The sequence below is a fragment of the Ruegeria sp. YTSA168 genome (assembly GCF_059610045.1).
Genome location: NZ_JBXWMW010000003.1, coordinates 67,443 through 79,977, shown reverse-complemented (window position 1 = coordinate 79,977; position 12,535 = coordinate 67,443). Strand labels below are relative to the sequence as shown.

Sequence of the window (12,535 nt, the reverse complement as noted above, 5' to 3'; positions counted from 1 at the left end):
GTGACGTAGGGGCAGGAATTGTTGCCTGTTACGGCGGCGTAATACCTATAGGTTGTAATTATTGTTCATAAACACTTGAAAATCGACAGTCACTTCCCACTTTAAATGTATACTAAGGTATACAATAACGAGGGCTAAAACCATATGTTCAACTTTCTTCTCGAGGGTGCATTTGCGCCCTTCACCTTTTCGCTCGCGCTTCTGTTCGGCCTCCTGACGCTGGAACTTTTGGCTCTGGCTCTGGGTGGCAGCCTGTTGGTCGGCGAGGGTGAGTTTGATCTTGATGTGGTCGATGGCCCCGATGTGGACCTTGCTGATTTCGGTCTGGACATTGATGCGGATGTCGATCTGGGCGATTTCGAACTGGCTGAGGTCGAGGCGGAGGCACCCGGCCTCGTCTCAACAGGCCCGTTCTCATGGCTTGGCGTCGGAAAAATACCGGTCATGATCTGGCTGGCCGTGGCGCTGGCTGGGTTCGGCCTCAGTGGCTTTGGGTTGCAAATCGCCCTGCTGGAAGGGTTTGGATTTGCCTTGCCGGCAACGATTGCAGCGGTGCCTGCCGGCGGATTTGGTCTGTGGTTCGCCCGTGGTTTCGGCGGTGTCTTTGCCCGCCTTCTGCCCAAGACCGAGACCGAGGCAATGTCAGAGCGAATGCTGGCCCGTCGCCGTGGCGTGATCAGCCAGGGCACGGCGACACGTGGACGCCCGGCCGAGGTTCGGGTCATGGACCGCTTTGGCAATACCCACCATCTGCGGGCTGAACCACTGCAAGACAGCGACGCACTGGAGCAGGGCACCGAAGTGCTTGTGCTGCGCGACCGACGGCAAGACCGGTTCGTTCTGGTCGGCCTTTCGAACTAACAAGTATTTAACCCCAAATCGGAGGATTTTGCATGGAACTTACTTTCCTGATCACTACAGTTGCGACCATTTTGGCGGTCGTCCTGTTTATCGGCCTGGTGCTGGGCCGACTTTACAAGCGCGCAACCCGCGAAGTCAGCCTGGTTAAAACCGGGGCAGGCGGCAAGAAGGTCATTATGGATGGTGGCGTCATCATCGTGCCCTTGTTGCACGAGGTCAGCCCGGTCAATATGAAAACCCTGCGCCTTGAAGTGCAACGCAGCGGTGAGGCTGCTTTGATCACCAAGGATCGCATGCGGGTTGATGTGGGTGTCGAGTTCTACGTCTCGGTTATGGCCACCGAAGAAGGGATCGCACGCGCGGCCCAGACCTTGGGCGACCGGACCTTTGATGTCGAACAACTGCGCGAGATGATCGAAGGTAAACTGATCGATGGTCTGCGCGCTGTGGCGGCGCAGATGACCATGGACGGGCTGCATGAAAACCGCGCCGATTTTGTACAAGAGGTGCAGAACGCAGTGTCCGAAGACCTGTTGAAAAACGGTTTGTCGCTCGAATCCGTCTCGCTGACTGCGCTGGACCAGACGCCGTTTGAGGCGCTGGATGAAAACAACGCCTTTAACGCGGTGGGTATGCGCAAGCTGGCCGAGGTGATTGCGACCTCAAAGAAAGAGCGCGCGCAGATTGATGCTGAGGCTGAGGTTGAAGTGCGCCGTGCCGCGATGGAAGCCCAGCGGCAGAAGCTGTTGATCGAAAAGGATGAAGAACAGGCGCGGATCGAGCAGACGCAAGCGGTCGAAACCCTGCGCGTGGCGCAAGAGGCCGAGATTGCGGCGCGGACCGAAGACTCGGTACGGGAAACCGAACGCGCCCGGATCGCGCGGGAAGAAGCCATCCGCTCGGCCGAGATCGAACGCGAGCGCAAGATCCGCGATGCGGAGATCGCCAAAGAGCGTGAGATCGAAGTGGCTGAACAGGAGCGCCAGATCATCATCGCGCAGAAATCCGAAGAGGAAAGCCGCGCGCGTGCATCGGCTGATCTGGCTCGGGCCGAGGCGACCAAGGCGACCGAAGCCGTGGCAACCGCACGCGAGGTGGCCGAGGCTGAGCGTCAGAAGCAGATCGTTCTGATCGAAGCCACGCGCGAGGCAGAACGTCAGGCCACCGCGATCCGTCTGTCTGCGCAGGCCGAGAAAGAGGCCGCCGCCGACCGTGCCGAAGCCCGCCGCGAAGAGGCGCAGGCCGAAGCGGATGCGCTGAACATCCGGGCCGAGGCCAAGAAGAACGACATGCTGGCCGAGGCGGAAGGTAAGCGCGCGATTGTTGAGGCTGACAATGCCTTGTCCGCTGCGCAAATCCGCATGAAGGTCGACATGGCGCGTATCGAAACCATGCCGTCGATCATCTCCGAGATGGTCAAGCCTGCGGAAAAGATCGACTCGATCAAGATCCATCAGGTTGGTGGTATCGGTGCGGGCGCGATTGGTGGGGCCGCCAACAGCGACAAGCCGGTGGTGAACCAGGCGCTCGATTCGATCATGGGCATGGCGGTGCAGATGCCCGCGCTCAAGAAATTGGGCGAAGAACTGGGTCTGTCGATGGAAAACGGAGTTGGCGGCGTGGTGAATGGTGCGCTTGAGGCAACGCCTGAGCCCGACGTGGCCGAAGACGAACCACCTGCGACCCAGCAGTGAGCGACGAAAGGGCCGGGATTATCCCGGCCCTTTTTAATCTTCGCGCGATCGTTTCAATAGTCGCCCGATGGTAAAGGATGTGCGCGGGGCATAGACGTAGTTGGTGCGCGCATCCGGTGTCGGGCGTGACCGCATGCGGGCCAGACCAAACCCGATCAGACCCAGATGGCCAACAGCCACAAAGGCAAACAAGGCGCCAGGGCCAAATTGTTCGATCAATGTTGAAGACACATAGGGCGACGCAATTGCACCCAGCGCGTACCAGAACATCAGAGCTGCAGACAGTTCGACCCGTTGTTCGGTGGTGGCAAAATCATTGGCATGGGCGGATGACAGCGAGAAGATCGGGAAGGTTGTCAGCCCAAAGAACCCGGCGGCCAGCATCACGCCCAGTGTTCCCGCCCCGCTGGCGGCCATGGTGACCCCGCAGCTGAGTACGGCGGCGGCGGAAAGCCAGATCAGAACCCAGCGTCGGTCGTATTTGTCGGCCAGCCAGCCCAACGGGTACTGGGCTAGCGCCCCGCCCAAAACGAAGGATGCGAGGAAGAACGCGATCTGATCCAAGCTCAAACCCACCTCTTGCCCATAGACCGGGCCGACCATCCGGAAGGACGCAGAGCTCAGTGCCGAAACGATGACGCCAGCAACGGCCAGCGGTGAACAGGCCCAGGCCAGTTTGGGCCTCAGGCGCGGGGCGTTTGGGGTTTGAGGCTGGCTGGCCCGCGTTAACGTCAAGGGCAGCAGCGATGCACAACACAGGATCGCCAACAGGTTATATGATACATAAGATGCAGGCGGCAAAACCGCGATGATCAACTGCGCGCTGAGCGAGGCCCCCAGATCCGCGATACGATAGGTGCCCATCGCCCGCCCGCGCGTTTCATTGGTGACCTTGGCGTTCAGCCAGGCCTCGATCACTGTGTAGCACCCGGCCACGCAGGTGCCCGAGGCAATTCGTAATGCGGCCCAGATATAGGGGTTTTCGGTCAGGGTATGCCCGATCAGACCCATCGCGCCCAGGGCCGTGCACACGGCAAAGGCGCGCGAATGTCCGACGCTGCCCATCAGGCGCGGGGCCCACCAGCAACCGATAAAGAAGCCGATGAAATGTGCCGATCCCAGCAGACCGATCTGCTCGGTCGTGAAACTCAGCGTGATGCCCGAGATCGCATCCAGTGGCCCAACACCACCTGTCGACAGCTGCAACAGAATGACGGACAGGAAGAGGGCGGCAAAGGAAATGATCGTGCGCATAATGAGACCACGCTCTACCTGTCTCGGGTACTTTGCGCGCGCCTAATCGACGCCTTGGTGTCGTTTTTTGCGAATTCGCGGATTAGTTCAAGCGTGTGATCTGGGCCCGAATGTTCAGGCCAACCGTATCATCGACGAGATCAGGATAGCCGGAGGCCCCATATGCATGTCGATCCAGCGCGCCAGTCAGCTGGATCGACAGGGCATCAAGATCATCCGCAGCGCTGCCGGGCGCACGATAGAGGACTGCATTAAGGGCCACCGGCCGGGTAATGCCGCGCACGGTCAGGTCGCCTTTGATCGAAGCGCCGTCCGAGATATGCCCACCCGGGCCAAGCTGGATTTTGGTCGAGGTGAAGCGAATGGTCGGATGTGCATCAGCATTCAGCACGCTTTCGCCCAACATGGGTCCGCGCGCAAAGGGCAAACGTGTTCGCGCGGCGGCCACATTCAGGATGACATCTACCTTGCTGTTTTGCAGGCGTTTTGTATCCAGCTGAATGTTGGCAGATTGGATCGGCATGGTGCCCGATTGCGCCACCCCGGACAGATCAAAGGTGAACCCCACCGATGTGCCCTTTTGCGCAAGCGCATAGGGGATCATGACGGATTGGGCCGCCCCCAGGCTGGGCCATGTGGCCAATCCAGCTACAAAACTGCGTCTGGTCATTCTGGTCATGTCGATCCCTCTCGCCTGCGCTGCTTTGTCGGATGTGGTCAGATCCGCCCTGTGTTGATGTTTGCTGCCCTGACGCTAGTACGCAGGACGTAATGATTGGTTAACACGCGAACTTGCTATCTTATTCGGCCTGAACTCAAAACAACTGCTGTCGGTGGTTTGCCTGCAACAATCGGTTTGCGCGTTTATCCGTTGGAAACAGCCAGGGCGATGGCTTTGGCCCGGCCAATCACATCTTGCGTGAGCGCTCTTCGCCGCTTCTCGCAGGTTGCAGATGCATCCTGGCGGGTGGGGCGGCCAGCGTGGCGTGCCAACTGGCCGGGGGCAGGTCGCGGGCGCGACGACGGGTCAGGGTCCAGCGGTTTGCCTCATCCCGATGTGCGGCGGCCATGTGCCAGCGCGTTTCGACCCCTTGCGCACCACCATCGCCGGGGGTCAGCAACAGGCCCAGCGGGGGCTGCCCTATATCACCCTGTTCCGCTGCCAGATGCAGCCGTCGCACCGGTGTCAGGCCCGGCGCGCCGGGCAAATCGCTGATGACCAGCGGAACGGCACGGCTGCGCAGGGCTTCTTCCATGCACCACAGCAGGTCCTCAGCCCGTTTGGGGCGGGCAAAGAGAAACCTTCCGGGGTCAGCAAAATCGACCATTCCGTGAGGGTTCAGCTGGCCCAGCTCCCATGCGGGATAAATCCACAAGACCGGTCCTTGGGTCTGCCCCGCCAGCCACATGGCGAAACTGCGCCGGGCGGGGCCGCAGGCTTCGTGCACGCGGCCCTGTTGCAGGGTGACCTCATCATGAAGTTTGACCCCCGGCGCGGCACGCGCGGGCTTGGCACCAAGAAGCTGAGCAGACATGATATGCGCATATCATGTTCCCACTTTGTTCTCAAGCTGCGAACGCGTCTAACGGGACAGGATCATCCGGCCATCGGTGAACTGGATATTGGAAAACCGGTGCAGGTAATCCATACCCAACAGCGACTGGTGCAGCTCTCCTTCGTTGATCCAGGCCGAGACATTGCGATCCGCAATCGGACCCAGTTCGAAACTGTCCAGCCGTACCGGAGCTGTCCGAACCTCTCCATTCGCCGTGATTGCACGGCCGAAATAATTCAACTGATCAGGATCAATACCCACACGTTCCGCATCCTGCGCGCTGAGCACGATTTGGCTGGCCCCGGTATCCACAAGGAAAACGATAGGTTCACCATTCACGATAACCGGCAGGTAATAATGCCCGTCCTGGGCGCGCGGCACCTCGATCATATCGCCGGTGACCGCCATCTGCGGGGCTGGGCTGACCGAGGATTGGATATCCTCCCACAGGCCAATGACCGCGATGACACCCACAAAGATAAACACCCAGGCCATGACCTGTTGCAGGGTCTTGTTCAGGGATTGACGGTTCTGGGCGACAAACCACAGAACTATGGCCGCGCCGAGCACGACCAGATACACCAAACGTCCGATATCGTCGCCATTCATGCCGTTGCCCTTACAGTTTATTCCGCACTCTATATGGGGATTTACGACGCAAAGCCAAAGGCCTTGAGGCCATCCAGAATGAACTGAACCGACAGGGCCGCCAGCAGCATGCCAAGCAGCCGGGTCAGCACATTCAGGCCCGTTTTACCCAGTATACGCGCGATCAGGCCGCCTGCCAGAAAGAACAGCAACACCACCGCCATGACGGCCAGCATTACGGCCACTGCCGCTGCAATTCCATGAAGGCCCGGATGCTGTCCGGAGAGCAGGATAATCGTCGCAATCGATCCCGGCCCGGCGACCAGAGGGATGGCGAGTGGAAAGACCGACGGGTCATTATGATCCTCTTCCTCAGCCCGATCCTCGCGCCGCTTGGTGCGGCGTTCGAACAGCATGTCCAGTGCGGTCAGGAACAAAAGTGCGCCACCGGCAACCTTGAACGCCTCCATCGAGATGCCGACAAAGCCCAGAACCGCCTCACCAAAGGCGGCGAAGGCAATCAGGATGCCGGTTGCAACCAAACAGGTGCGATAGGCCGTGCGCCGCCGTGTGCGCGCGTCCATATCCTGTGTCATCGCAACAAATATGGGCGCCGTGCCGAACGGGTCGATCACCACGAACAAAGTGGTGAAGGCGGTGATGAAGAAGGCGGCGTCAATCATGCGGCACTCTCCGCCTGTTCCAGTTTTTCGGCGGCGGCGACCCACAGCGCCTCGGCTTTTTGCATGGCCTCTGTCACCTCGGCGAATTTGCGGTTCCAGGTTTCCAGATCATCAATCCTGTCATCCTCGTATAAGCCTGGGTCCGCCAGTTTGGCCGAGAGTTTATCGTGCATATCCGTCAGCTTCTCGATCCGATCTTCGCATTTGCGCAGATCGGCGCGCAGGGCCAGCATGGTATCGCGTGAGGGGCGTTTGGGTTTCGCCGTCTGAGGCTTTTGCTTCACCGGCTTATCTCGGGCCAGAAGCATCGCGCGATAGGCTTCGAGGTCTTGATCAAAATGTTTGACTGTGCCGTCCGAGACCAGCCACAGCCGGTCTGCCACCAGTGACAGCAGATGCATGTCGTGGCTGACCAGAACAACCGCGCCGGAATAGGCTGTCAGCGCCTCAACCAACGCCTCGCGGCTTTCGATGTCCAGATGGTTGGTCGGCTCATCCAGGATCAGCATATGAGGGGCGTCGATGGTGGCGATCAGGAGTGACAGGCGGGCTTTCTGACCGCCCGACAAACGCCCGACTTCTGTGTCCGCTTGATCGGCATTCAGTCCAAAGCCTGCCAGCCGCGAGCGCCACTTGCCCGGAGCCTCATCCGGACGCAGACGGCGCAGATGGTCCAAGGGCGTTTCGTCCACATAAAGCTCATCAACCTGATGCTGCGCGAAATAGCCGATGCGCAGCTTGTTGGACCGGGTCATCTTGCCTGCCATCAGGGGCAGGCGGTCTGACAGCAGTTTGGAAAGTGTCGATTTACCCTGACCGTTCTTGCCCAGCAGCGCGATGCGATCATCCTGATCAATGCGCAGGTTCAAGCGGCGCAGAACCTCGGTCTCTCCATAGCCTGTGACACCGCCTTCGATCTGGATGATCGGCGGCGATAGCTCTTCGGGTTCGGGGAATGAAAACGCACGTAGGGCAGCCTCTTGCGGGGTTGAGACCAGCTGGATGCGTTCGATCATCTTCAGGCGCGATTGGGCCTGTACGGCCTTTGACGCCTTGTACCGGAAGCGATCTACAAAGCTTTGCAGATGGGCGATGCGGGCCTTTGCCTTTGTATTCTCAGATTCCGCCTGTGCCAGACGTTCCGCCCGGCGTTCCGCGAATTTGTCATAGGGCACCGCGTAGTAGGTGAGCTTGCGGTCTTCCAGATGCAGGATCGAGCCCACAGCGCGGTTCAGCAACCCGCGGTCATGGCTGACGACGATCACCGTATGCGGATACTTTGCCAGATAACTTTCCAGCCACAGCGCGCCTTCCAGATCCAGATAGTTGGTTGGCTCGTCCAAAAGCAGCAGATCGGGCTGCGAAAACAGCACCGCCGCCAAGGCAACACGCATTCGCCAACCGCCCGAGAAATCGGAACAGGGTTTCAACTGGTCTTCGTCATCAAAGCCAAGTCCCTTGAGGATCGACGCCGCCCGGGCCTCCGCCGACCAGGCATCAATATCGGCCAGACGAGTCTGGATATCGGCAATACGGGCAGGGTCCGTGGCGATTTCAGCCTCAGCCATTAGCGTGCTGCGTTCCGTGTCAGCCGCCAGAACGGTGTTGATCAGGGATACATCGGACGACGGCACTTCTTGCGCCACCCCACCAATTCGCGCCCGTTTGGGGACTGAGATAGCGCCGGATTCCAGCGCCAGCTCCCCTCGGATCAGGCGAAACAGAGTGGTCTTGCCGGTGCCATTGCGACCTACCAGACCAACCTTGTGGCCGTCGGGAATAGTTGCACTCGCGCCCTCGAACAAGGGTCGGCCTTCAACGGCATAGGTGATGTCTTCGATCCGTAACATGACGCGCTCTTAGCAGAGCCGTGATGCCGCCGCCAGCGGCTTGGCATGTTCAAACCAAGAGCGATGTGCTAGCGCTGGTCCGGTTGGATTTTAGTTGGTTTCGACCCATGCGCGCGGCCCGGACGCCCCCACATCTGATCACGTTGATCTTCGCCACTGCACTTTCCGTGTTGTCGCTGAATATGTTCTTGCCGTCGCTGGCGCATATGAGCAAAGACTTTGCGGTCGACTATGGCCTCGTGAACTTGTCAGTGGCGGGATATCTGGCAGTCTCGGCGGTGCTGCAACTAATCATGGGGCCGCTATCGGATCGGTTTGGGCGCAGGCCGGTTCTGTTGATCTGCATGACGGTCTTCGTGATTGCATCAATCGGATGCACGCTGGCCGAGTCGATCTGGGTTTTTCTGGGTTTTAGGCTGTTGCAGGCCGTCGTCGTAGCCGGGTCGGTTCTGTCCAGCGCCTCGATCCGGGATCGATATCCGCCGAACGAAGCCGCCAGCAAGCTAGGATATGTAGCGATGGCCATGGCGCTCGCGCCTATGCTGGGTCCAATGCTGGGCGGCGCGCTGGACATGCTGTTCGGCTGGCGCGCAGGCTTCGTTCTCTATTCGGTACTGGGGGCAGGGTTGCTGACCATGCTTTGGTTCGACATGGGCGAGACCAACACGGACCGTTCATCAACCTTGGCCGCGCAATTGAAAGAATACCCGCATTTGTTTCGCGCCCGCCGATTTTGGGGTTATGCGCTATGTGCCGCGTTCTCGATCGGCGGGTTCTACAGCTTCATCACCGGCGCGCCCCTGGTCGCCGCTGCGTGGTTCGATCTGAGCCCGGCGATGCTGGGCCTAGGGATCGGGATCATCACAGGTGGCTTCATGGTGGGCAACTTTGTCACTGGACGCATCGCGGCGCACACCCGGCTAACCACTATGATCCTATGTGGACGGATCGTGGCCTCGGTTGGGCCGTTCTTCGGTTTGTTGTTTTTTGTAGGTGGTCACGACTCGGTCTGGGTGTTCTTCGGGTCCGCAATTTGTGTGGGATTTGGCAATGGTTTGACCAACGCCAATGCCTCGGCCGGGGCGATGTCGGTACGGCCCAAACTGGCAGGCAGCGCGGCGGGGCTGTCCGGGGCGATGGTCGTGGCGCTCGGTGCCATCCTGACCTCGATGACAGGTGCATTCGTAAGCCCCGAAAATGGCCCGTATCTGGTACTGAGTATGATGAGCGGCAGCAGTTTTGTTGGCCTGTTAGCGGTGCTTTACGTCCGCAGGTTGGACAGGATCGACCCGCTGCCCGAGGCGATCTGAGCCGTGAACAATCATTACGCTTTTCATAAGGCAAATACCGTGGTACGCGGCGCGCGATGGATTTCGGCGCGGGCCCCGCGCCACATTGTAAGGAGAGGCCGATATGGCACTGGAACGCACATTCTCGATCATCAAGCCCGATGCAACCCGCCGTAACCTGACTGGCAAGATCAACGCCAAGTTCGAAGAAGCCGGCCTGCGCATCGTGGCGCAAAAACGCATTCACATGACCAAGGCACAAGCGGGCAAGTTCTACGAAGTGCATGCCGAACGCCCGTTCTATGACGAACTGTGCGAGTTTATGTGCTCGGCGCCGGTTGTTGTTCAGGTTCTGGAAGGCGAAGGTGCCATTGCCAAGAACCGTGAAGTCATGGGCGCAACCAACCCTGCAGACGCAGCCCCCGGCACCATCCGCGCCGAGTTCGCTGAATCGGTTGGCGAAAATTCGGTTCACGGTTCGGACGCGCCGGAAACCGCTGCGGTTGAGATCGCATATTTCTTCTCGGGTATCGAACTGGTCGGCTAAGCCACTGTTTCATGCTGATTTCGGGCCGCTCCGTTTGGGGCGGCCTTTTTCGTTCAAACCTGTTTCAGATCACTTGCGGATACGCGCACCCCGATCGCGTTTAGGTCTGAGATCAACTGGCTTTCCGCTGCGGGTTTGGCACTGGCTTTGATCGCGTCAAACCTTTGGCGCAGCTTCTTTTTCTCATCGCCTTTGCAATCGTTCCAAGGGCGGCCCTGAAGGCCCATGACCAACACGTAGTAGCCGATGAAATGTGCCTTGGTTCCTGCTTGCAACAACCGGGTATAGGCCTCATCCGCGCCGAGTTCACGTAGCTCCTGCGCAGAGTGTATCCCCGCACGGGCGCAAGCTTCTTCGAAGGCGGGGCCAAGATTTCTGATCGAGGACACGGGATCGGGCATGAGTTTGGTTTAAACCTCCTATCTTGTGCTGTCACCCCAACAATACTGAGTTCCGGTTTTTGCTTGCGTTTCGGTTGAGTTCAAGATTTCATGACGTCATGCTGTCATGGAGGGTGAGATGGCCAAAACCAAAGGCTCAGGCCAAAAGGCGGAGAAAGGGAAAAAGAACACCTCGCTCCGGTTGGACGAAAAAACCCTGAAGGCGCTGAAGATACGCGCGATTGAAGAAGACACAAGCGTGCAGAAAATCGTGGAGACATTGGTTAATGACTACCTTGGCACCCCTCGAAAGGGCGGCGCATGAGTGTTGATTCTGAGGTGCTGTTTGTCCTGCGCGGTGGGTTTGATCCATCTGAGTTTGTCGGGCTGAACCTGCGATATGATCCGGAATGGGCCTCCAAGCCATTTGTTCTTCTGGATTGTCATGACCAGTCGATCCGCGCATCCGGTCGGATGTTGCTGGAGTTCGGCGGGTCATTGCACCTGCTGGATGGCCAAGGCACGCGTTTGAGCCAAAGATGCAAGGGCCAGGGGCGTTTTGTGCAAGACTTGCCAGACGGCCCGTTGCGCGACGCTTTGAAAGGATTTCCGAAACTGCGCGCGCTGATGGCAATTGCCTCGGGCGAGGTCGAGGAGGGCAGCCTTGCCGTTCTGGATGATCTCGAGAAAACACAGGTGCGTGGTCGTGTCACACGATTGTCGACGGCAAACGGGCAGGCGACGATTATTCGCCTCAGTCCTTTGCGCGGGTATGACAAGGCCTACCAAAGGGCTTGCGACGCGATGTTAGCGGCCGGGTCAGACAAAGCGGATCTGTCTGCGATTGTTCAAGCCTTGGAACCGGGTGAGGCCCCATATCGGGCAAAGCCTGAAATTATCTTGGGAAGATCGGAACCTTCCATTCAAGTTGCTGCCGATATTATTCATACTTTTCTGCAGATTGCGCAACAAAATGAAAGCGGTACCATTGCCGATATCGACACCGAATTCCTGCATGATTACCGTGTCTCAATGCGCCGGATACGATCCGTGATCAGCCTGTTCAAAGGGACCTTTTCCGAGGATCAGACAGCCGTGCTGAAAAGGACATTCTCGGACCTGATGGCCCCGACGGGCCGGGTACGGGATCTGGATGTCTATCTTCTGGAAAAAGATATATATTATAATCTGGTACCCGATACACTTCATCCCGGATTGGATGCCATGTTCGGGCAATTTCAGAAGGAGCGCATGCAGGAGCTGTCCCGGCTTGCCCGCAGGCTGCGCAGTAAGGCGTATCAAAGCCAGATGGCAGAACTGGTCGCGTTATTCAGCAGCACCGAGGGCCTGCAACCGGGGTCAAACGCGCAGCGCGGCGCCTATGATTATGCCTGTGCCCTGATCTGGAAGCGCTATCGCAAGGTCTGCAAGATTGCGCGCAGCATCACGCCTGAAACGCCGGATGAGGTGGTTCATGATTTGCGGATCGACTGCAAGAAACTGCGCTATTTGATGGAGTTCTTTGCCCCCCTGTTTGATGCGAAAGACTTCAAATCCATCCTCAAGCCCTTGAAAAAGCTTCAGGATAATCTGGGTCTGTTCAATGATTATTCGGTCCAGCAAGAGGCGTTGCAACAGTTCGCCACTCACCAATCCAACGCCCAAGGGCGCGTTGATGCTCAGACCGGTCTGGCGGTTGGAGGGCTGATCGCTGTTCTGGACCAACGGCAACGGGCCGAGCGTGACCGTGTCATCGCTAATTTCCAACAATTCGATGCCCCTGAAACGCGCCAGTTGTTTCGCCACCTGTTTCATCAGTCCAAGGAGTGAGGA

The 12,535-nt window shown here is 58.6% G+C and carries 13 protein-coding genes; 6 read left to right on the top strand and 7 right to left on the bottom strand.

All coding sequences use genetic code 11. The features are described 5' to 3' along the window. Nucleotides 1-144 precede the first annotated feature (144 nt). Complete coding sequence (locus AC2FFE_RS07070; protein ID WP_496846274.1) at nt 145-861, top strand: OB-fold-containig protein; 717 nt, start codon at nt 145-147, stop codon at nt 859-861. Between the two features lie 32 nt (nt 862-893). Next, the gene (locus AC2FFE_RS07065; protein WP_496817644.1) at nt 894-2,555 is read left to right on the top strand and encodes a flotillin family protein; all 1,662 of its coding nucleotides are present in this window, start codon (nt 894-896) and stop codon (nt 2,553-2,555) included. 33 nt (nt 2,556-2,588) lie between these two features. On the opposite strand, the gene AC2FFE_RS07060 is transcribed toward AC2FFE_RS07065, so the two are convergent. The 6 genes from AC2FFE_RS07060 to AC2FFE_RS07035 all read right to left on the bottom strand — a co-directional run bounded on the left by AC2FFE_RS07060 (nt 2,589) and on the right by AC2FFE_RS07035 (nt 8,486). Continuing rightward, nucleotides 2,589-3,809, bottom strand: a complete 1,221-nt coding sequence (locus tag AC2FFE_RS07060; protein WP_496817645.1) for an MFS transporter — start codon at nt 3,807-3,809, stop codon at nt 2,589-2,591. Nucleotides 3,810-3,891: 82 nt separating this feature from the next. Then, the gene (locus AC2FFE_RS07055) at nt 3,892-4,488 is read right to left on the bottom strand and encodes a YceI family protein (protein WP_496846273.1); all 597 of its coding nucleotides are present in this window, start codon (nt 4,486-4,488) and stop codon (nt 3,892-3,894) included. A 229-nt stretch (nt 4,489-4,717) separates the two neighbouring features. Continuing rightward, on the bottom strand, nt 4,718-5,344 hold the full coding sequence (locus tag AC2FFE_RS07050) for an ImuA family protein (protein WP_496846272.1): 627 nt from the start codon (nt 5,342-5,344) through the stop codon (nt 4,718-4,720). Nucleotides 5,345-5,392: 48 nt separating this feature from the next. After that, entirely contained in the window at nt 5,393-5,974 is a 582-nt protein-coding gene (locus AC2FFE_RS07045; RefSeq protein WP_496846271.1) for a retropepsin-like aspartic protease family protein, read from the bottom strand. Between the two features lie 41 nt (nt 5,975-6,015). After that, nucleotides 6,016-6,636, bottom strand: a complete 621-nt coding sequence (locus tag AC2FFE_RS07040; protein ID WP_496846270.1) for a MarC family protein — start codon at nt 6,634-6,636, stop codon at nt 6,016-6,018. Next, a complete protein-coding gene (locus AC2FFE_RS07035) occupies nt 6,633-8,486 on the bottom strand; it encodes an ABC-F family ATP-binding cassette domain-containing protein (RefSeq protein WP_496846269.1) in 1,854 nt (617 codons plus the stop codon). The genes AC2FFE_RS07040 and AC2FFE_RS07035 overlap by 4 nt, the downstream gene beginning before the upstream one ends. 107 nt (nt 8,487-8,593) lie before the next feature. Between AC2FFE_RS07035 and AC2FFE_RS07030 the strand changes: the two genes are divergently transcribed. Next, the gene (locus AC2FFE_RS07030) at nt 8,594-9,796 is read left to right on the top strand and encodes a multidrug effflux MFS transporter (RefSeq protein ID WP_496846465.1); all 1,203 of its coding nucleotides are present in this window, start codon (nt 8,594-8,596) and stop codon (nt 9,794-9,796) included. A gap of 103 nt (nt 9,797-9,899) precedes the next feature. Continuing rightward, entirely contained in the window at nt 9,900-10,322 is a 423-nt protein-coding gene (gene ndk / locus AC2FFE_RS07025) for a nucleoside-diphosphate kinase (protein WP_171207639.1), read from the top strand. A 53-nt stretch (nt 10,323-10,375) separates the two neighbouring features. Here ndk and AC2FFE_RS07020 read toward each other — a convergent pair whose 3' ends face one another. Next, entirely contained in the window at nt 10,376-10,723 is a 348-nt protein-coding gene (locus AC2FFE_RS07020; protein WP_496846268.1) for a TfoX/Sxy family protein, read from the bottom strand. Between the two features lie 118 nt (nt 10,724-10,841). Here AC2FFE_RS07020 and AC2FFE_RS07015 point away from each other — a divergent pair, with 118 nt between their 5' ends. Together AC2FFE_RS07015 and AC2FFE_RS07010 are read left to right on the top strand one after the other, a co-directional pair. After that, nucleotides 10,842-11,027: a hypothetical protein gene (locus AC2FFE_RS07015; RefSeq protein ID WP_496817652.1), complete on the top strand. Its 186-nt coding sequence runs from the start codon at nt 10,842-10,844 to the stop codon at nt 11,025-11,027. Next, entirely contained in the window at nt 11,024-12,532 is a 1,509-nt protein-coding gene (locus tag AC2FFE_RS07010; protein WP_496846267.1) for a CHAD domain-containing protein, read from the top strand. The genes AC2FFE_RS07015 and AC2FFE_RS07010 overlap by 4 nt, the downstream gene beginning before the upstream one ends. Nucleotides 12,533-12,535: the final 3 nt, after the last annotated feature.

What these genes read in the sequence shown, in the direction of transcription:
- AC2FFE_RS07055 (WP_496846273.1), bottom strand. Translation starts at nt 4,488, where the DNA reads ATGACCAGAATGACCAGACGCAGTTTTGTAGCTGGATTGGCCACATGG.
- AC2FFE_RS07010 (WP_496846267.1), top strand. Translation starts at nt 11,024, where the DNA reads ATGAGTGTTGATTCTGAGGTGCTGTTTGTCCTGCGCGGTGGGTTTGAT.
- AC2FFE_RS07065 (WP_496817644.1), top strand. Translation starts at nt 894, where the DNA reads ATGGAACTTACTTTCCTGATCACTACAGTTGCGACCATTTTGGCGGTC.
- AC2FFE_RS07015 (WP_496817652.1), top strand. Translation starts at nt 10,842, where the DNA reads ATGGCCAAAACCAAAGGCTCAGGCCAAAAGGCGGAGAAAGGGAAAAAG.
- AC2FFE_RS07060 (WP_496817645.1), bottom strand. Translation starts at nt 3,809, where the DNA reads ATGCGCACGATCATTTCCTTTGCCGCCCTCTTCCTGTCCGTCATTCTG.
- AC2FFE_RS07035 (WP_496846269.1), bottom strand. Translation starts at nt 8,486, where the DNA reads ATGTTACGGATCGAAGACATCACCTATGCCGTTGAAGGCCGACCCTTG.
- AC2FFE_RS07020 (WP_496846268.1), bottom strand. Translation starts at nt 10,723, where the DNA reads ATGCCCGATCCCGTGTCCTCGATCAGAAATCTTGGCCCCGCCTTCGAA.
- AC2FFE_RS07050 (WP_496846272.1), bottom strand. Translation starts at nt 5,344, where the DNA reads ATGTCTGCTCAGCTTCTTGGTGCCAAGCCCGCGCGTGCCGCGCCGGGG.
- AC2FFE_RS07030 (WP_496846465.1), top strand. Translation starts at nt 8,594, where the DNA reads ATGCGCGCGGCCCGGACGCCCCCACATCTGATCACGTTGATCTTCGCC.
- AC2FFE_RS07045 (WP_496846271.1), bottom strand. Translation starts at nt 5,974, where the DNA reads ATGAATGGCGACGATATCGGACGTTTGGTGTATCTGGTCGTGCTCGGC.
- ndk (WP_171207639.1), top strand. Translation starts at nt 9,900, where the DNA reads ATGGCACTGGAACGCACATTCTCGATCATCAAGCCCGATGCAACCCGC.
- AC2FFE_RS07040 (WP_496846270.1), bottom strand. Translation starts at nt 6,636, where the DNA reads ATGATTGACGCCGCCTTCTTCATCACCGCCTTCACCACTTTGTTCGTG.
- AC2FFE_RS07070 (WP_496846274.1), top strand. Translation starts at nt 145, where the DNA reads ATGTTCAACTTTCTTCTCGAGGGTGCATTTGCGCCCTTCACCTTTTCG.